The sequence below is a fragment of the Flavobacterium chungbukense genome (assembly GCF_020805785.1).
GTDB lineage: Bacteria > Bacteroidota > Bacteroidia > Flavobacteriales > Flavobacteriaceae > Flavobacterium > Flavobacterium chungbukense.
Genome location: NZ_JAJGZV010000002.1, coordinates 1,011,627 through 1,030,122, shown reverse-complemented (window position 1 = coordinate 1,030,122; position 18,496 = coordinate 1,011,627). Strand labels below are relative to the sequence as shown.

16 protein-coding genes are annotated in these 18,496 nt (G+C 34.2%); 1 reads left to right on the top strand and 15 read right to left on the bottom strand.

Features of this window, described 5'->3' with window-relative positions; translation table 11 throughout:
- The 15 genes from LL966_RS09785 to gltB all read right to left on the bottom strand — a co-directional run bounded on the left by LL966_RS09785 (position 1) and on the right by gltB (position 16,836).
- Positions 1-870, bottom strand: a complete 870-nt coding sequence (locus LL966_RS09785) for an alpha/beta hydrolase (RefSeq protein WP_229352777.1) — start codon at positions 868-870, stop codon at positions 1-3.
- A gap of 97 nt (positions 871-967) precedes the next feature.
- On the bottom strand, positions 968-1,471 hold the full coding sequence (locus LL966_RS09780) for an SRPBCC family protein (RefSeq protein WP_229352776.1): 504 nt from the start codon (positions 1,469-1,471) through the stop codon (positions 968-970).
- A 47-nt stretch (positions 1,472-1,518) separates the two neighbouring features.
- Positions 1,519-2,019: an SRPBCC family protein gene (locus LL966_RS09775; RefSeq protein WP_229352775.1), complete on the bottom strand. Its 501-nt coding sequence runs from the start codon at positions 2,017-2,019 to the stop codon at positions 1,519-1,521.
- The gene (locus tag LL966_RS09770; RefSeq protein WP_229352774.1) at positions 2,009-2,335 is read right to left on the bottom strand and encodes an ArsR/SmtB family transcription factor; all 327 of its coding nucleotides are present in this window, start codon (positions 2,333-2,335) and stop codon (positions 2,009-2,011) included. The genes LL966_RS09775 and LL966_RS09770 overlap by 11 nt, the downstream gene beginning before the upstream one ends.
- Before the next feature lie 155 nt (positions 2,336-2,490).
- Positions 2,491-3,678 carry a hypothetical protein gene (locus LL966_RS09765; protein ID WP_229352773.1) on the bottom strand — a complete coding sequence of 396 codons (1,188 nt, stop codon included), beginning with the start codon at positions 3,676-3,678 and terminating at the stop codon, positions 2,491-2,493.
- A 201-nt stretch (positions 3,679-3,879) separates the two neighbouring features.
- Positions 3,880-4,245: a hypothetical protein gene (locus LL966_RS09760; protein ID WP_229352772.1), complete on the bottom strand. Its 366-nt coding sequence runs from the start codon at positions 4,243-4,245 to the stop codon at positions 3,880-3,882.
- Between the two features lie 61 nt (positions 4,246-4,306).
- Positions 4,307-4,774 (bottom strand): DUF1572 domain-containing protein, encoded by a 468-nt coding sequence (locus LL966_RS09755; protein WP_229352771.1) that lies wholly within the window; start codon positions 4,772-4,774, stop codon positions 4,307-4,309.
- Positions 4,775-4,809: 35 nt separating this feature from the next.
- Complete coding sequence (locus LL966_RS09750; RefSeq protein ID WP_229352770.1) at positions 4,810-5,373, bottom strand: hypothetical protein; 564 nt, start codon at positions 5,371-5,373, stop codon at positions 4,810-4,812.
- 124 nt (positions 5,374-5,497) lie between these two features.
- Positions 5,498-6,658: a DUF1624 domain-containing protein gene (locus LL966_RS09745; RefSeq protein WP_229352769.1), complete on the bottom strand. Its 1,161-nt coding sequence runs from the start codon at positions 6,656-6,658 to the stop codon at positions 5,498-5,500.
- A 217-nt stretch (positions 6,659-6,875) separates the two neighbouring features.
- The gene (locus tag LL966_RS09740; RefSeq protein WP_229352768.1) at positions 6,876-7,241 is read right to left on the bottom strand and encodes a hypothetical protein; all 366 of its coding nucleotides are present in this window, start codon (positions 7,239-7,241) and stop codon (positions 6,876-6,878) included.
- Between the two features lie 58 nt (positions 7,242-7,299).
- Positions 7,300-7,749: a hypothetical protein gene (locus LL966_RS09735; protein WP_229352767.1), complete on the bottom strand. Its 450-nt coding sequence runs from the start codon at positions 7,747-7,749 to the stop codon at positions 7,300-7,302.
- Positions 7,750-8,105: 356 nt separating this feature from the next.
- A complete protein-coding gene (locus tag LL966_RS09730) occupies positions 8,106-8,381 on the bottom strand; it encodes a GIY-YIG nuclease family protein (RefSeq protein ID WP_394799459.1) in 276 nt (91 codons plus the stop codon).
- A gap of 328 nt (positions 8,382-8,709) precedes the next feature.
- Positions 8,710-9,933: a diaminopimelate decarboxylase gene (lysA, locus tag LL966_RS09725; protein WP_229352765.1), complete on the bottom strand. Its 1,224-nt coding sequence runs from the start codon at positions 9,931-9,933 to the stop codon at positions 8,710-8,712.
- Positions 9,934-10,728: 795 nt separating this feature from the next.
- A complete protein-coding gene (locus tag LL966_RS09720; protein WP_229352764.1) occupies positions 10,729-12,183 on the bottom strand; it encodes a glutamate synthase subunit beta in 1,455 nt (484 codons plus the stop codon).
- A 135-nt stretch (positions 12,184-12,318) separates the two neighbouring features.
- Positions 12,319-16,836, bottom strand: a complete 4,518-nt coding sequence (gltB, locus tag LL966_RS09715) for a glutamate synthase large subunit (protein ID WP_229352763.1) — start codon at positions 16,834-16,836, stop codon at positions 12,319-12,321.
- Positions 16,837-17,251: 415 nt separating this feature from the next.
- On the opposite strand from gltB, the gene sucC reads away from it, so the two are divergent.
- Positions 17,252-18,445, top strand: coding sequence for an ADP-forming succinate--CoA ligase subunit beta (sucC, locus tag LL966_RS09710; RefSeq protein WP_229352761.1), 1,194 nt, complete (start codon positions 17,252-17,254; stop codon positions 18,443-18,445).
- Positions 18,446-18,496 lie beyond the last annotated feature (51 nt).

Genomic DNA, 18,496 nt, shown 5'->3' with positions numbered 1-18,496 from the left:
TTATTTTTTATCTTTCGGATAAAAGAATTTAAAAGAATTCGCAACCGCAGGATGTAATATAGTTCCATGGTTTTCTTCAGGGAAATAATCGAAGTAAACTTTAATGCTTTTACTTTTTGAAAATTTTATTTTTTCAGCTAATAAATTTGCATCAACTTCCATGACACGAGGAATGGCTGTTGGAGTTAAGCCTTCCTTTCCTACTGCAATATAAATTTCAATTTTCTGGTTGAAATTATCTTTTAATATTTGAGAATCTAAATTTAACAATGAACCGTTATCCCACCATAAACTCGGACTAACGATAATATATTTATTAAAAAGAGAAGGTTTTTTAAGCAAGATTTCGGTTTCTAATAATCCGCCTAAAGACTGTCCAATAATCATTTTAGAGTCGTTTGTTTTATATTTTTTATCAATAAAAGGCTGTAATTCTTTTTCGATAAAAGCTATAAATTGCTCTGAATGGCCTGTAGTTGGAAAACGAGTTTTATCATTTTCTACAGTAGTTGGAAATGTAAAATCTCTTCGCCTGTCAACGGTAGCAATACCTACAACAATTGACTTAGGAACCTGATTGATCCATTCAAAACTATTAAATTGAACCAAACCGGTAATATGAATAAAATCTTCGTCGGCAGAACCGTCAAGTAAATAAATAACAGGGTATTTTGTAGCTTCAGCCGGATTATATCCTTCTGGAAGATAAATATTTAAAATTCTTTTTTCGTTTAATTCTTTCGATTGAATTTCGTCGATAACGCCTAATACAAAAGGCTTTGAAGTTTCTATGGTTTTAGTTTTATCCTTTTGGCTGAATGCTAAAGTAGAAGAAAAAAGCAAAAAGGCCAAAGCAAAAAATTTGTTCATTGATAGTAAAGTAAAAATGTTTATGTAAAAACGAAATTACAATTTTAATATCAGTAAATTCTTCTTTTGTTTTGACCTTTTTTATGTAATTGGATAATTATTTTGCTTTTTCTGCAAAAATAGCGTCCAAACCTTCCATTGCAATGGTAAAACCTTCTTTAAAGCCCATTTCGATTATTTTTTCTAGATCCGAAAATTTTTCATGTCTAATTGCAATATCCACGAAAGTTGTATTGCCATTTTCTGAAAAAGTAACATCCCAGCTTGAACGCGGAAAATCATTATTTATATTTCCTTCACTGTCTGAAAAAGCATCAGAATATTTGAAATTTGTTTTCGGACTAATCGATGTAAAATCGGCAATAGCCCAATGTTCTTCCCCTTGAGGGCCAACCATCGCATACAATCTGCGTCCACCTTCTTTAAATTCCATGCTTTTTGTTCTAGATTTCCAAGGAGCAGGTGCCCACCATTTGTCTAGAATTTCAGCTTCTGTCCAAGCAGACCAAACGTTTGCGAGTGAAGCGTTGAATTCGCGTTTAACATTTACAGTACTATTTTCTTTATCTACAGTAAAATTCATTAAAAGATTTGATTTCATTTTCTTTAGATTTTAATTCGTTACTAATTAATTGGATTGAAATGTTTTTATTTTCCAGACTCGAAGATTTTGTCTAAACCTTTGAGTGCAGAAGTAAATCCTTCTTTGAAACCCATTTCAATTATTTTTTGTAATTCTTCAAAACTGTCACGTCTGATATGAATATCAACAACAGTTAAATTGTCTTGTTCAGAAAAAGTAATATCCCAGTAAGAACTTCCAAATTCAGAATTCGGATTTCCGTCAGCATCACAAAAAGTAGCAGAGTGTTTAAAGTTTGTTTTCGGAGAAATCGAAGTATAATCAAAATAACTCCAACGTTCTGTGCCGTCAGGGCCAACCATTGCGTACAGTCTTTTTCCGCCTTCCTTAAATTCCATACTTTTGGTTTTAGATTGAAATGGGGCTGGTGCCCACCACAGATCCAGAATTTCAGGCTCAGTCCATGCAGACCAAACATTCGACAATGTCGCATCAAATTCGCGTCTTACATGTACGGCTTTATTTTCCTTGTCTACAGAAAAATTCATTAGCAAATCAGTTTTCATTTTCTTTAGATTTTAAGTTTATTAATACCTGATCCAATTGACTAAAACGCTGTTCCCAAATTGCTTTAAATTGTTCCAACCATTGGTCAACTTCTTTCATCTTATCTATTTTGAGCTGATAATAAATTTCTCTGCCCAATTTTTTTTCTTCCAATAAATCACACTCATTTAATATTTTGATGTGTTTAGAAACGGCTTGTCTCGTAGTTTGAAATTGCTCTGCAATCGCATTGGGTGTCAATGCAGTCGAAGAAACCAAAACTAAAATCGCTCTTCGCGTCGGATCGGCAATTGCCTGAAAAATATCTCGCTTCATCTTTATATTAAATTACGCAACTAATCAGTTGTAAATATATGCAACTTTTTGGTTGCGCAATAAAAAAAGAGATAATTTTTTAATTACAATAGAGACCGTAAACAAAAAAAAGCGCATTAAAATTGCGCCTTTTTTTTCATAATTCTGTTAAATAATTATCGTCTAATTTTATTCCTGACAATAATATCTTTTAATTTGGCTTTTAAGTCCTCGCCAGTATCAAAAACCATTTGTTCGTTGTTCGGAAACGGCACGGCACGTTTTGCAAAATATTGTACATAATTGTCATCGCAAGCATTTCGATCTCCTCTGTATTTGGAGTAAATATTCTCAAAAATATATTCGCTGCTTAACGGAAAAGTCTGAACCAGTTGGTTCGATTTCAAATCAACATAATCAACTTTAGCGGTTACCAAACAAGATTTAAATTGTCTGAATTCATAAACGGTAGCACGTATAATTTTATAATTATCTACTTTAATTTCTTTGCCTAAACTATCTTTTACTGGTCTTCCTCTGCTATCCAAAAGTGTTTTTACGCCATCTTTGATCTGTCTCTCCTTAATAAATTCTTTTTCTTTAATCTGTTCTGGAGAAATCGCGATTTGTCTAAAATTAAGAATCAGACTGTAATCGTAGGTCACATTTTTTTGTCTTGTGCTGTGGTAAACCGTCCATTTGTCATTTAAACCATAAGTTTTAAAATCCAATAAATCATTTTGAAGCATTTTCGGAATTACCATATCGGTTTCGTTTTTCGCGTAAACATCCACAAAATCAGTACCTTTAAAAAGTGCATCATCCATCAATTTTTTGGTGTTTTTATAGCCGGGATTGATACTTTCCAAATAAGCAAAATCATCGTACGCCTTTCTAAAATCCATTTTGTTATTCGATTTCAAAAGAGAAGAAGCGTTTTCGTACAAATATTTCGACAACGCATTTTTGCTGCTTACCAGTTCATTTGAATAATTATCAAACGGGAAATAAGCATTTTTTCCTTGCTTCAATAATTTCAAGGGCAAAATCGGACCAATTTTGTCCTGACGGCTATTTAGCTGTAAATAAGTATTGTAAATGCGTTCTGCATTAGCAGGATTACCTTCTTTATTCAGCATTTCCAGATTACGCAAATCTCTGTCTTTGGCTTTTGCAAAAGCCTCTTCCAGCAAATAGACATAATCTTGTTTTCCTTTAGCATCTTTATTGGTTCTCAAAGCTTCAACGGCGCGATCAATTGCACCGTCATAATTTCCATCACTGATCAGCGCCTGCGTTGTCTTTACGCCACATGACGAAAAAACCAAAAAAAGTATAGAAAGCAGTAAAGTAGTTTTTTGCATAGTGTTTCTTTTGAAGGTGTAAATATATTTCTTTTAACTTTCAACAACTATGCCTTTTTTGAGATTTTTTTGAGGAGTAGAAAACCCGTTTTCAAAAGAACGTGTAGTCCCGCTTTCGCCTTTATCTCTGCGAGGATATCGGCTCTATCGGGGCTAGATTAGAAGTTTTGTTTTTCAGAGAAAGTAAAAAACGAACCTAAATTATTCTCCCACTTTTTTATACTCAAAAGTACCAACTTCAGAATTGCTTATAACACGTTTCTGACTGTCAAAAGAATTTATGGTAAACACAACTGGCAGAATAACAGAAATAATGGTCAATTGAGAATTGTCTTTAGAGAGTTTCCATTTTGCTTTATGTGATTCTTCGCCAATAACGCTTTCAAAATCACCATTTTCTTTAAAAACCTGAAAAACCTGATCTGTTTTAAAACGTTTTTCAATACTTTTTTCTTTTCCGTTTTTAGTCCATTTCACCAATTGCCATTTTCCGATAAGTTCTTTAGAAGTTTGCGCAGAAGCTGATAAACCAATTAAAAACAGAAATGCTAAGATTAATTTTTTCATTTTTCTAAATTTTTAAAATTAAATTCTAATTATGATCTACTGTAATTTTTGGGCTCTGTTTTTAATAGTTTAGCTGTTTCTTTATAAAAACAATCTGTCCCAAATGATAATAACTATGCTCAATCATGGCTTCAATATTTCTTTTGTAGGTTCCGTATTTGGCATCAACAAAAACGGCATCGAGTTTTTCGTCGGGCATTTGTTCTGTTAGCAAAGCAAATTCTTCGGCGTCATTCCAGAATTTAATTAAAAAAGTTTCCCATTTTTCCTGCGAATGAATAGGAGGAAAGTCAAAACTAAACTGATCTTTAATATCCAAAGTTCCACCTTTAAAAACCTGATTGATTCCGTTAATATAATAATGAATATGTTGTGCCAAAGTAGCAATTGTATTTAAATCCTGAATCGGACTAACCGCAATTTTCCAATCGAGATTTTCGAGCTGATCTCTAAAATTGGTATTGGCAATCCAAGTGCCATTTAAAATAACTTCTCTAAAACGATTGGCAATTTCTAGTGCATTTTTCATTTTTCAATATTTTAGAATTTTAAATAGCAGAAAATTTATTCCTGCTGAATCCATTCATATTTTCCGTTTTTCAGATAAATAATTCCGCCTCCGCAGCTTTCTTCGGCATGAATAAAGATTCCGTCATTAGGCAGTTTTATTTTGTCTTCTTCTTTTATTTCGTCATCACCCATAATTTCACCATCATCGTTTACATTGTTCCAGATGATTTCTCCTTTTGGTGCTTTTTTAAATATTCCAACCCAATCAATTTCGTCAAAACCTTGATTTAAAACAGTATTTCCGAATCCGAAATAATCAGTTCTTTGGTTATTTCCAAAAGTTATTTTTAGGCCGCTTTTGTCACTTTTTGTACTTCTGATAATTTCTACGAGTTCGTTTTTTCCATCTCCGTCCAAATCACATTGAATTTGGTTAGTTTTATGCATTTTAGAAATTACCAATGTATCAGCTTCCTCAATATTAATTTCAGCATTAGTTTTAGGTTTTAATGCGACTTCTAAATTATCTTTTTGGGTAGTTGAGGGTGTTTCGGTTTTAGTTTCATTTTTACATGAAATTGCAAGTAGGGACAAAAGCAATAAAGTTTGGATTTTCATTGTTTTATTATTTTGGCTTTGAAAAATTCAAAGGCTAATATAAAAAAATACGTACAGAATCTAAAGTGTTTTTAGTAGTTCTAAAATGATGCAATGAATTTTATGCGCTGACTTTTGATGAATTTTAAATGTATTGTAGCCACCAATATTTATGTTCCGATTTATATTTTCCAAACCATTGGCAAGGTTTGTAAAGTAGGACAACAACAAAAATCCAAATAAGATAAATTAACCAAAGTGATAAACCGCTTTCTATGCCTTTTGGCCTTCCAAAAGTCCCAGATGCAAATTCAAATTGCGAAAAGCTGAAACCTTGTGCAAAAAGCATAAGAAGTGTTAGAAGATGAATAACATAAAAATGAACGACAAAATAGAACAAAGGCACTTTTCCGTAAACCAAAGTCACTTTCTGAATTCCGCTTGAAAATCTTTCTGCAAATGCCAGAAGCAAAAACATAATTCCTAAAGTAACCAAGCAAAATAGGAGCGAAGGTGGATATTTGGTTACATTCATAAAAGATAAAAAGGTAAAAACGGCATCTTTTTGTATGGTCCATAACGCAGAATCTCCATAAATATTTACAAAACGAATTATGATAAATAAGACTAAAGCGCTTAAACCAATTTTTGTAAATAGTTGTTTTCTTTTCTTTTCATTCCATTCAAAGAATTTACCAGTTGCAAAACCAACAAGCATAATTCCAAGCCACGGAATCGGCGGATAACCCATTATAAAAGCTCTTCCAGAAAACGGAAATACTATTGGACTAAATAGCGGTGCTAAAGCTGTTTTTAAAATCGAATTTTCTGCAAATGGAATAAGCGGTGTGAGGTTGTGAAAAAAGAGTATAAAAAGTCCAATAATTCCTAATGTCTGCGAACGTATTTTCAGTAATACACTTAAAATAATAAAACCAAAACCTATTGCAGCAATCACTTCAAACAAAAGAGAATGAAAACCAATATCGAAGAATAAACCAAAATTGACAATTGTAAATTCAAGGACAACTAACCAAATTCCTCTTTTGAGTAAAAACTTTCTGGTTTCAGAAACATTATTTTTGTTTTGAAGCGAAAGATAAACCGAAGTTCCAGCCAAAAAAACAAAAGTAGGTGCGCATAAATGGGTTATAAAACGCGTAAAAAATAGTAAAGGTGAAGTAGTTGTTAAATCGGTTGGACTTTGCGTAATAGAATCAACATGCATCAAATCTCGAACATGATCGAGCGCCATAATAATCATTACAATTCCGCGAACAATGTCGATTGATGGCTGTCGTTTCATGGGTTTGATTTTTAAATACTTAAGAGTAAAACTAAGAAATTATTTTTTAAGTATTTAAGCAATATTAGTAATTGTAAATAAATTGCCTCCAGCTTTAGCTGGAGGTGTTTTTGATAAAAGTAAAAAGGCTTTAGCCAAAAAAAAGATTTGGCTAAAGCCCTATGAGAAAGACTTCATTATTAACCTCCAGCTAAAGCTGTAGGCAAGTAAAAAATATTTATTTTGATTTTCTAATCTTTACCTGATAAACAATCTCCCAAAAAATAATTGATAAAATTGCATTCGCAAATATGGCAGTTTTAACCTGATACGGATCGTAATCTATAAGAAGATGCAAATTGGTAAATTGTAGCGCTAAATATAATGACAAGGCAGCAATTCCAATTGCAAAAATAATGTTTAATAACGGTTTCCACTTTAAAGCTAAAAAAGCATAAATAAGATTAAAAATGGCAAAACCACAACCTAAAGTGATGTATGGATCTGTTTTTAATTTTTGCCCTATCGAAAGAAAAAATGAAGTTGCAGTCAAGTATAAAAAGAATAAGATAGAGTAAAGGAGGATTCGTATTTGTGGTTTCATTTGTATTGTTTTTTATCGAACAAAATTAAGCATTTAAAATGAAGTTGTGATTAGGGATTTACTCCAAAATTGCCTCGATTTTTGTTTCCGATTTTTCTTTAACAGGGCTATCCGCGCGGAAACTCCAAATAATAAGAAACTTACCTTTTGCCAAATATTCTTCTGGATGTTCTTTTGTTGGCTGTCCGTCTTTTCCCCATAATAATCCTTGTAGAAATCGATCACATTTAAAAACGTGCTCAAATTCAAAATACATAATAGAGCCTTTGTCTCCTTTGTTTTTAAAACTTTGAATGGCTTTACTTTTTACAGTTCCAACAATATTGCTGTAGGTTTCTATATCAGTATAAAAATTACATGCTTGAGGATTTACACAAATATTACCATCGTTTGAAATGTAACCTTTCGGGATTTCTTTTGGTTTTAGTTTTAGATCTGTGAGGGTTTGGCTGAAGGAATTTGTTGTTAGTAGTAAAAATAGAATTAATAAAGGAATTGTAGGTTTCATAGGTTTTGGGGTTTGATTTGGTTCTACAAAAAAAGCACAAAATCATAAGATATTTGTGCTTTTGCAGAATTTTTATTGTTCAATTGCTAGCGCGAGCGTCTCGCTCGTACCCGCAAAGTTTTTTTGTTGGCATTAATCAAGCTAGTGTTCACGAGCGGGACGCTCGCGCCAGCGGGGATTTTTGAATTTAATTTTTACATCCATTTACTAAATTATATATAAGTAGACTTTAATTCTTACTGGCGATTAAATTAAGTATTTGTAGTTTCAATTCCAATTATCCACAATCTTGTCATTTCGACGAAGGAGAAATCTTCGCAAGTAGCTCTACAAAGAATAAAAATTTTGAATGTAGATCAATCAAATAAATAATTCAAAAAATCCAAATCAGGATTAATAGTCTTTATCAATTCTATTTTCTTTTCTCTACGCCAATCTTTTATTTCTTTTTCTCTAGCAATGGCTTCTTGAATCCATGTAAACTTTTCGTAGTACAACAAATAAGTAACATTGTATTTTGAGGTAAAGGTTCTATTACCAGTTGTATTATTTTCTTTGTGTTGGCTCAGACGGAATCTTAAATTATTTGTCACTCCTGTGTAGAAAACGGTTTTGTAGTTATTGGTTAGTATGTATATGTAGTAGGTGTGTTAGCCTTCTTGGTGTTGCATTTTTTTGATGATAAAGATAATATGTTTTGAAATTTTTCTTTCTTTTTTGTATGTTTTGTTTGATATGCTTTACGGAGCTACTTGCGAAGATTTGCTTCGCCAGTTCGCTATCGCTCGGGTCTCCTTCGTCGAAATGACAAATATTGTGGTTACTGTGCGTTAGCTTCGACTTCGCTCAGCCTGACAATCGGTTTTAAGAAAGTCTAAGAGGTCTAAAAATGTCTGAATAAAAAAATCCCGCCTCAATTAAGAAACGGGATTAACTAGATATTCTCTTTTTTTTTTATTTTTAAACTGTTGCAGCAACTTCTTCTGGCAACGGAATTTGATTTTTAAGTAAATCTTCAAATGTTTCAGCTTGGCGAATTAAGATTCCTTGACCGTTCATCCATAAAACTTCAGCTGGTTTGTATCTTGAATTGTAGTTGGATGACATTGAGAAACAATATGCTCCAGCGTTTCTGAAAGATAAAATATCGCCTTCAGTGATTTCTTGAATTCTACGGTTGTTTGCAAAAGTATCTGTTTCACAAATGTATCCTACAACAGAGTAAAAACGCTCTTTTCCTTTTGGGTTAGAGATATTTTCAATGTGGTGTGAAGATCCGTACAACATTGGACGAATTAAGTGGTTGAAACCACTATCTACTCCAGCGAAAACTGTTGAGGTTGTTTGTTTTACCACGTTTACTTTTACTAAGAAATGACCTGCTTCGCTCACCAAGAATTTTCCTGGTTCGAAAATCAGCGTTAAATTTCTTCCGTATTCTGAACAGAAAGCATTGAATCTTTTTGATAATTTTTTACCTAATTCTTCAATATCTGTTTCGATATCATCTTTTTTGTAAGGAACTTTGAATCCACTTCCGAAATCTAAGAATTGTAAATCTTTGAAATGTTTAGCAGTATCAAATAAGATTTCAGCAGCATACAAGAATACTTCAATATCTAAAATATCAGATCCTGTGTGCATGTGAATTCCAACAATGCTCATTTTTGTATTTTCAACAATTCGCAATATATGTGGAATTTGATGTACAGAAATTCCGAACTTACTATCGATATGTCCAACAGAAATATTAGCATTTCCGCCCGCCATTACGTGTGGATTGATACGAATACATACCGGGATATGGGGATGTTTTGTTCCGAATTGCTCTAAAATAGATAAATTGTCGATATTGATTTGTACACCCATTGCGGCAACTTCTTCGATTTCTTCAAGAGAAACTCCGTTTGGTGTAAAGAAAATTCTTTCGGGTTCATAGCCAGCGTGAAGTCCTAACTGAACTTCCTGAATTGATACAGTGTCTAAACCAGACCCCATGTTCTTTAATAGCTGAAGAATCGCAACGTTTGACAATGCCTTCATGGCGTAATTAACTCTTAAGTTTTCTACCTTAGAGAAAGCTTTAGTTAACCTATTGTACTGAGATTGGATTTTTTCGGCATCATAAACATATAATGGACTTCCAAATTGGTCTGCTAACTGCAGTAAATCTTTTGCTTGCATTTTTTAAATCATTTTGAGCAAAGTTATTACACTTTTAACTAACTGCAAATTATTTGTAGAAAAATAACAAATTGTAACAAATTGTTTGTTTTTAAACAAAAAGTTGCTTGTTTTTGGAATTTTGTAACGTTGTAGGAGGTTCAAAGATACAAAGTTTTTTAGCCACGAATTTCACAAATTACACTAATTTATAAATGCTGTTTAAAGTTTTTTGCCACAGATTATATAGATTAAAAGGATTTTTTATCCAGATTTTTAAAAGAAGCCAAATGTTTGAATTTAGCCACGATTACTTCACTAAAAATATATTTTAATTTGTGTTCAGTGAACTACGTTTGAGGCGGTATCCTCGCAGTGGAACGGAGAGATATAGCCGAAAGCGGGAACTATGTTTATAAAATGCCAATTGTGATGCTTCAAAATATTTTTTTTAGCCACGAATTACACGAATTTTATTTTCTATTTTTCTCAAAATGCTAAAATATAGCCCGTGGTTTCAACCACGGGAAACGTTACGGATTGGACGTGATCATATATTGTGTTCCCGTGGTTGAAACCACGGGCTATGCTTGAAATAGAAATCGCCCAGAAAAAAAAAGAAATTCGTGAAAATTCGTGTAATTAGTGGCAAACAAAAAATCATTTAAATCTGTGTTAATCTGTGGCTAAAAAAAAACAAAACCCCTGAATATAAATTCAAGGGTTTGTTAGTAGTTATGTTGTTTATTGGAATAAAGATTAAATAAAATGCAAGGAAAAAAAACTTAGCACCTTAGTATCTCAGAACCTTAAAAATTACAAGCTCGGTAAATCTCCTTTTCCTTTAGTAGGCAAGTTTGTAGATCCCATAAGGAACAAATCTACTTCTCTTGCTGCTTCGCGACCTTCTGAAATAGCCCACACGATTAATGATTGTCCTCTTCTCATATCACCAGCAGTGAAAATGTGAGGAACGTTTGTCTGATAGTTATGCGCTTTGTAGTTGCTTCTCATATCAGTTTCGATTCCTAATTGCTCGCTTAATGTTTTTTCTGGACCAGTAAATCCAAGAGCCAATAAAGCTAAATCGCAAGGCCAGATTTTCTCAGAACCTTCTTTTTCGATTAATTCAGGACGTTGACCTGGAGTCATTTTCCATGCAACTTCAACCGTTTTTAATCCAGTTAATTCGCCTTTATCGTTAGAAATGAATTCTTTCGTATTGATTAACCAGTTTCTGTCGCAACCTTCTTCGTGAGAAGAAGATGTTTTTAACTGCAACGGCCAGAAAGGCCAAGGAGTTGACTCGCTTCTTCCAACTGGAGGTTTTGGTAAAATCTCGAAGTTAGTTACCGATTTAGCACCGTGTCTGTTTGAAGTTCCAATACAGTCAGAACCAGTATCTCCACCACCAATAACGATTACATCTTTACCAGTTGCTTTAATTTGATCTGGAATTGATTCTCCAAATAAAACTTTAGTTTGTTGTGTTAAGAAATCCATTGCTTGAACAACACCTTTGCTCTCGATTCCTTTAGTTGGTAAGCTTCTTCTTTCCGTTGCTCCTCCACATAAAACGATAGAATCGAATGCGTTTAATTCTTCAACGCTGAAGTTTACACCAACATTTACATTTGTTTTGAAGGTGATTCCTTCTGCTTCAAGAACAACTACACGACGGTCGATAATTCCTTTTTCTAATTTGAAGTTTGGAATTCCGTAACGTAATAAACCTCCAATTGCGTTATCTCTTTCAAAAACAGTAACGGTGTGACCTGCTCTGTTTAATTGCTGAGCAGCTGCCAAACCCGCAGGTCCTGAACCAATAACAGCAACTGTTTTACCAGTTCTTGTTTTTGGTGGCTGAGGCTTAATCCATCCTTCAGCAAAACCTCTTTCGATGATGCTTTTTTCGATGTTTTCGATAGAAACCGGATCTTTGATGATTCCTAATACACATGATTTCTCACATGGAGCAGGGCATAAGCGTCCTGTAAATTCAGGGAAATTATTAGTAGATTGTAAAATCTCTAATGCGCTCTGCCATTCTTCCTGATGCACCATGTCGTTGAAGTCAGGAATTAAATTCCCTAACGGACAACCACTGTGGCAAAAAGGAATTCCACAGTCCATACATCTTGATCCTTGTTCTTTTAATTTATCTTTTGGTACCGGAATAGTAAATTCATTGTAGTTCGAAACACGTTCTGCTACTGCTAAATTACTTTCATCGGCTCTGTTATATTCTTTAAATCCGCCTATTTTACCCATGACTTTTTAAATTAAATTCCAATTTCTTTAAATTCCAAATTCCAATCCTTCTCCCGAAGTTTCGGGATTGCTCAGGACGACATTGCCATTAATATTGACATTGGAATTTGGGATTTTATTTTTTGAAATTGATTTTTATCCCGCTATTAATTCTTCTATTTGTTTTTCTTCTGCAATTCTTTTTAATGCTTTCTTGTAATCAGTTGGCATTACTTTTACGAAGTGCTGTTGTTGGTTTTCCCAGTCTGCTAAAATTCTTTTTGCTAATGGACTGCTTGTGTACAATGAATGATTTTTAATCAATTTTCTTAGTTTCGTAACGTCCTCTTCTTCCAACGGATCGAATGCAACCATTTCCATGTTACAAACTGTTGAGTCGAATTTTTTATTTGGATCGTAAACATAAGCCACACCACCGCTCATACCAGCTGCGAAGTTTCTTCCTGTTTTTCCTAAAACTACTACTGTACCACCGGTCATGTACTCGCATCCGTGATCTCCAATTCCTTCCACAACTGCTGTTGCTCCAGAATTTCTAACACAGAAACGCTCTCCGGCCATTCCATTAATATAAGCCTCTCCGGTAATAGCTCCGTAAAGGGCAACGTTTCCAATAATGATATTATCTTCAGGTTTGAAAGTTGCAGTAGGAGGTACTTTTACAATTAATTTTCCTCCAGAAAGACCTTTTCCTAAATAATCATTACAGTTTCCGTGAATTTTAAATGACAATCCGTTTGTTGCAAAAGCACCAAAACTTTGTCCAGCAGAACCTTCAAAATCAACTAAAATAGTGTCATCAGGTAATCCTTGTGCGCCGTAGATTTTTGAGATTTCGTTACTCAAAATCGCACCTACAGAACGGTCTGTATTTTTAATTTTAAAGGTTACTCTTGTTTTCTCTTTTCTATAGATAGACGGAATTGCTTCTTTGATGATGTCAAAATCCAATACATTTTCAAGTTGGTGATCTTGAGTAGTTGTATTATGATTTGGCTCTGTTTTCGCTTTTTCCGGTTTGTATAGAATTGATGACAAGTCTAAACCATTTGCTTTATAATGTTTGATAGCTTTGTTCACATTTAATTTTTGTGACTGACCTACCATTTCTTTTAAAGTTCTGAAACCTAATTGTGCCATGATTTCTCTTAACTCTTCAGCAATGAAATACATGAAGTTGATTACGTGCTCTGGAGTTCCTTTGAAATTTTTTCTCAATTCAGGATCCTGAGTTGCAATACCAACTGGGCAAGTATTTAAGTGACAAGCTCTCATCATGATACATCCAGAAGCTACAAGCGGCGCAGTTGCGAAACCAAATTCTTCAGCTCCTAATAAAGCAGCAATCGCAACGTCACGACCTGTTTTCAACTGTCCGTCACACTCTAAAACTACACGGCTTCTTAAATCGTTTAAGATCAAAGTTTGCTGTGCTTCAGCCAAACCAAGTTCCCAAGGAATACCTGTGTGCTGTAAAGATGTTAAAGGTGCAGCTCCCGTTCCTCCGTCGTAACCAGAAATTAAGATAACGTCAGCTTTTGCTTTGGCAACACCGGCAGCGATGGTTCCAACTCCAACTTCAGAAACTAATTTTACGTTAATACGAGCTTCACGGTTTGCATTTTTCAAATCGTAAATCAACTGAGATAGATCCTCAATTGAGTAAATATCGTGGTGAGGAGGAGGCGAAATCAAACCTACATAAGGCGTAGAGTTTCTAGTTTCAGCAATCCAAGGCACTACTTTTTCTCCAGGTAACTGTCCACCTTCACCAGGTTTTGCTCCCTGAGCCATTTTAATCTGGATTTCTTTAGCGTTTGTCAAATAGTTGATCGAAACACCAAAACGTCCTGATGCAACTTGTTTGATAGCAGAGTTTCTAGAATCTCCGTTAATTTCTTTCTGGAAACGTTTCGGATCTTCTCCACCTTCTCCAGAGTTACTTTTTCCACCGATTCTGTTCATTGCAATCGCTAAATTCTCGTGTGCTTCTCTAGAAATAGATCCGTAAGACATGGCACCCGTTTTGAATTTCTTCACAATTTCTGTCCAAGGTTCTACTTCGTCAATAGAAATTGGATCTAAGTTGTTGAATTCAAATAAACCTCTGATGGTCATTAAGTTTGAGCTTTGCTCGTTAACGGCATTTGAGTATTCTTTATAACTTTCTGGGCTGTTTAAACGAACCGCTTGTTGTAATTTAGAAATAGTGGTTGGGTTAAACATGTGTTTTTCTCCACCACGTCTCCATCTATAAATACCTCCAATTTCAAGAGAAAGCAAGTTTGCAATTTTTGAATTTGGGAAAGCTTTTTGGAAACGTTTTTTAACTTCTTTCTCTACTTCCATTAAACCGATTCCTTCAATTCTTGATGGCGTGTAAGGGAAATATTTAGAAGTAAATGTTTTGTTTAAACCTAAAATCTCGAAAATCTGAGCAGCTCTGTATGAATGTAAAGTAGAGATACCAATTTTGTTCATGATTTTAACGATTCCTTTTGCAATCGCTTTGTTGTAGTTTACAACAGCATAATCTGCTTTTACTTTTGTAATGAAACCTTTTTCAACTTGGTCGTAAATGATTTCGTTTACCATGTAAGGATTGATTGCACTTGCACCGTATCCGAACAATAAAGCAAAATGATGAGGTTCTCTTGGTTCAGCAGATTCAATAATGATTCCGAATTTAGAACGAACCTGTAAAATGTTTAATGAGTGGTGAATATAAGAACAAGCCAATAACATCGGAATTGGAGCGAATTCTTCACTAACACCTCTATCAGATAAGATAATGATGTTGCATCCTTCTTCAACTGCTTTAAAAGTAGCTTGAACACATTTTTCAAGCGCTCTTTCTAAACCATTAACTCCTTTTTCTATTTTATATAAAGTAGAAATAGTAGCCGATTTGAAATCTGGGTGATCTATGTTTCTAATTTTATCCAAATCCTCGTTAGAAACAACTGGGTTCTGGATTTTTAATTTTTTACATTGTTTAGATTCAATTTCGAAAATGTTGAAATCTCCACCAATCGCCAAACTGATATCAGTAATAATTTCTTCACGAATACCATCCAACGGCGGGTTTGTAACCTGAGCAAATAATTGTTTGAAGTAATTGTACAACAACTGAGGCTGATCTGAAAGAACTGCCAAAGGCGTATCGTTACCCATAGAACTAATCGCTTCAGCTCCGTCGCTACCCATTGGGTTGATGATTGTTTTTAAATCTTCAATTGTATAACCAAACAATTTTTGTCTTGTAACGAAATCTAATTTTTCAACAGGAGTAGGGTTGTTGGTGTAAGGAACTTTAGCTAATGGTAATAAGTTTGCGTCGATCCATTCCTGGTAAGGACGTTTTGTAACTATCGCTTTCTTAACTTCTTCATCTTCGATGATGCGACCTTCATTCATATCAACCAAGAACATTTTTCCGGGCTCTAAACGTCCGTGCTGAATTACATCTTCTGGATCGATGTCCAATACACCAATTTCAGATGACATAATTACGAATCCGCTTTTCGTTAAAGTATAACGAGAAGGACGCAATCCGTTTCTGTCTAGTAAAGCACCAATTACGTTACCATCTGTAAACGGAATAGAAGCTGGACCGTCCCAAGGTTCCATGATACAAGCATTGTATTCATAGAAAGCTCTTTTCTCTGGAGACATTGTCTGGTGTTTTTCCCAAGCTTCAGGAACCACCATCATCATTGCCTCTGGAAGCGAACGCCCAGTCATTAATAAAAGTTCAACCACCATATCCATAGAAGCAGAATCTGATTTTCCTTCTAAGATAATTGGGAATAATTTTTTGATATCATCGCCAAAAACTTTGCTTTGCATAAGCTCTTCACGAGCACGCATACGGCTTACGTTTCCACGAAGTGTATTGATCTCACCATTATGACACATATATCTAAATGGTTGAGCTAAGTCCCAAGATGGGAATGTATTTGTAGAGAAACGTTGGTGTACAAGCGCTAAACGAGTCACCAAGTCTGGATCTTTCAAATCTATATAATAACGGCTGATGTCTTCCGGCATCAATAGACCTTTATATATTATAGTAGTTGTCGATAAACTAGTAAAATAAAACATGTGGCTTTCTGAGGTTTTAGATCCTCTTACGGCATGTTCAGCAATTTTTCTAGCTGCAAAAAGTTTTGCATTAAATTCTTGTTCAGTTAATTCTTGACCGTTTTTAGAAACGAAAACTTGTTTAACTGTTGGTTCTTTTTCTGCGGCAATTTGCCCTAAATTTTCAACGTCAACTGGCACATCTCTCCAACCTAAAACTTTTAAGTTTTGGTCTTTAATAGTGGCCTCAAATGCATTAATACAGAAAGAAACTTGGTTTTTGCTTTTTGGTAAAAAAACCATTCCTACTGCATACTCACGCGCTTCAGGGATTTCAAAGTCACATACTTTCTTAAAAAAATCATGAGGAATGTCGAATAAAATTCCGGCTCCGTCACCAGTTCTTCCATCAGAACTTACGGCACCACGATGTTCTAATTTAATTAAGATGTCTAATGCTTTGTGAATAATATCATTTGACTTAATACCATTCAAATTACAAATAAATCCTGCACCACAATTGTCGTGTTCAAATTCAGGCAGATAAAGCCCTTGTTCTTTAACTCTCATTCTTGATATTTTTTCTACAAAAATAAAGATTTCGTTAAACATAATGTAGTGAATTTATATTTTCACTTTCATTTTTGTTGGAATATTAGAAAAAGGGTTCTTAAATGATAATATTATTAAAGAAAGCATTGCGAATTGTCAAAATCATAATTACGATTAAAATATATTAAGAAAAATCGTCTGTTAGGTATTGATATCAGTGAAATTTTTGTTAAATCTCAAACGTTTTAGTGTTTTTGTGTTAACATTTTCGATACAATTGTTTAATGATTTTTTTTCTTTGAATTTAATTAGGGCAAGAATCAATTAAGGAGCAGTTATTAATTCAAAAAAGATTTTACTATTAAGTTGTATTTTGTTACTTTTGTCGCACTTTTATTCTGAAATAAATTCAGGACCAGACAAATTCAATATTATGAACATACACGAATATCAAGGAAAAGAAATTTTAGCGAGTTACGGAGTACGCGTGCAACGCGGGATCGTGGCTAATAATGCAGTTGAAGCTGTGGCTGCTGCAAAACAATTAACTGCCGAAACTGGAACAGGATGGCATGTAATTAAAGCACAAATTCACGCAGGTGGTCGTGGAAAAGGTGGTGGAGTTAAGCTGGCAAAAAACTTACAACAAGTTGAAGAATTAGCAGAACAAATCATCGGAATGCAATTGATTACACCTCAGACTCCGCCTGAAGGTAAAAAAGTTAATAAAATATTAGTTGCTGAAGATGTTTACTATCCTGGAGAAAGCGAAACTTCTGAATTTTATGTTTCTGTTTTATTGAATAGAGGTACAGGACGCAACATGATTATGTATTCTACTGAAGGTGGAATGGATATTGAAGAAGTTGCTGAACATACTCCACACTTAATCTTTACTGAAGAAATTGATCCTTCTGTTGGATTACAAGGTTTCCAAGCTAGAAGAGTTGCTTTTAACTTAGGACTTTCTGGAAATGCTTTCAAAGAAATGGTAAAATTCATCGAGGCATTATACAATGCTTACATTGGTTCTGATGCTTCTATGTTTGAAATCAACCCAGTTTTAAAAACTTCTGATAACAAAATCTTAGCTGTTGATGCTAAAGTTAACATCGACGATAACGCTTTATACAGACAACCTAAATATGCTGAGATGAGAGATATCCGTGAGGAGAATCCAATCGAAGTTGAGGCTAAAGAAGTTGGTCTAAACTATGTGGATCTTGACGGTACTGTAGGATGTATGGTAAACGGAGCTGGTCTTGCAATGGCAACTATGGATTTAATTAAATATGCTGGTTTTGAGCCTGCTAACTTCCTTGACGTAGGAGGAACTGCTGATGCAAAACGTGTTGAAACAGCTTTCAGAATTATCTTGAAAGATCCAAACGTAAAAGCTATTTTAATTAACATCTTCGGAGGAATCGTTCGTTGTGATCGTGTTGCTCAAGGTGTTGTTGACGCTTACAAAAACATGGGAGATGCTATTAAAGTGCCAATTATCGTTCGTTTGCAAGGAACAAATGCTGAAATTGCAAAAGAATTAATTGACAACTCTGGTATGCCAATCTTATCTGCAGTTCAATTCCAAGAAGCTGCTGACCAAGTTAAAGCTGCTCTTTCTTAATTAAAATAAGAAATCAATTTATATAGAAAAATCCATTCCGAAAGGAGTGGA

Excerpts from the sequence above, each read along its gene's own strand:
- LL966_RS09785 (WP_229352777.1), bottom strand. The coding sequence starts at position 870 with ATGAACAAATTTTTTGCTTTGGCCTTTTTGCTTTTTTCTTCTACTTTA.
- LL966_RS09780 (WP_229352776.1), bottom strand. The coding sequence starts at position 1,471 with ATGAAATCAAATCTTTTAATGAATTTTACTGTAGATAAAGAAAATAGT.
- LL966_RS09775 (WP_229352775.1), bottom strand. The coding sequence starts at position 2,019 with ATGAAAACTGATTTGCTAATGAATTTTTCTGTAGACAAGGAAAATAAA.
- LL966_RS09770 (WP_229352774.1), bottom strand. The coding sequence starts at position 2,335 with ATGAAGCGAGATATTTTTCAGGCAATTGCCGATCCGACGCGAAGAGCG.
- LL966_RS09765 (WP_229352773.1), bottom strand. The coding sequence starts at position 3,678 with ATGCAAAAAACTACTTTACTGCTTTCTATACTTTTTTTGGTTTTTTCG.
- LL966_RS09760 (WP_229352772.1), bottom strand. The coding sequence starts at position 4,245 with ATGAAAAAATTAATCTTAGCATTTCTGTTTTTAATTGGTTTATCAGCT.
- LL966_RS09755 (WP_229352771.1), bottom strand. The coding sequence starts at position 4,774 with ATGAAAAATGCACTAGAAATTGCCAATCGTTTTAGAGAAGTTATTTTA.
- LL966_RS09750 (WP_229352770.1), bottom strand. The coding sequence starts at position 5,373 with ATGAAAATCCAAACTTTATTGCTTTTGTCCCTACTTGCAATTTCATGT.
- LL966_RS09745 (WP_229352769.1), bottom strand. The coding sequence starts at position 6,658 with ATGAAACGACAGCCATCAATCGACATTGTTCGCGGAATTGTAATGATT.
- LL966_RS09740 (WP_229352768.1), bottom strand. The coding sequence starts at position 7,241 with ATGAAACCACAAATACGAATCCTCCTTTACTCTATCTTATTCTTTTTA.
- LL966_RS09735 (WP_229352767.1), bottom strand. The coding sequence starts at position 7,749 with ATGAAACCTACAATTCCTTTATTAATTCTATTTTTACTACTAACAACA.
- lysA (WP_229352765.1), bottom strand. The coding sequence starts at position 9,933 with ATGCAAGCAAAAGATTTACTGCAGTTAGCAGACCAATTTGGAAGTCCA.
- LL966_RS09720 (WP_229352764.1), bottom strand. The coding sequence starts at position 12,183 with ATGGGTAAAATAGGCGGATTTAAAGAATATAACAGAGCCGATGAAAGT.
- gltB (WP_229352763.1), bottom strand. The coding sequence starts at position 16,836 with ATGAGAGTTAAAGAACAAGGGCTTTATCTGCCTGAATTTGAACACGAC.
- sucC (WP_229352761.1), top strand. The coding sequence starts at position 17,252 with ATGAACATACACGAATATCAAGGAAAAGAAATTTTAGCGAGTTACGGA.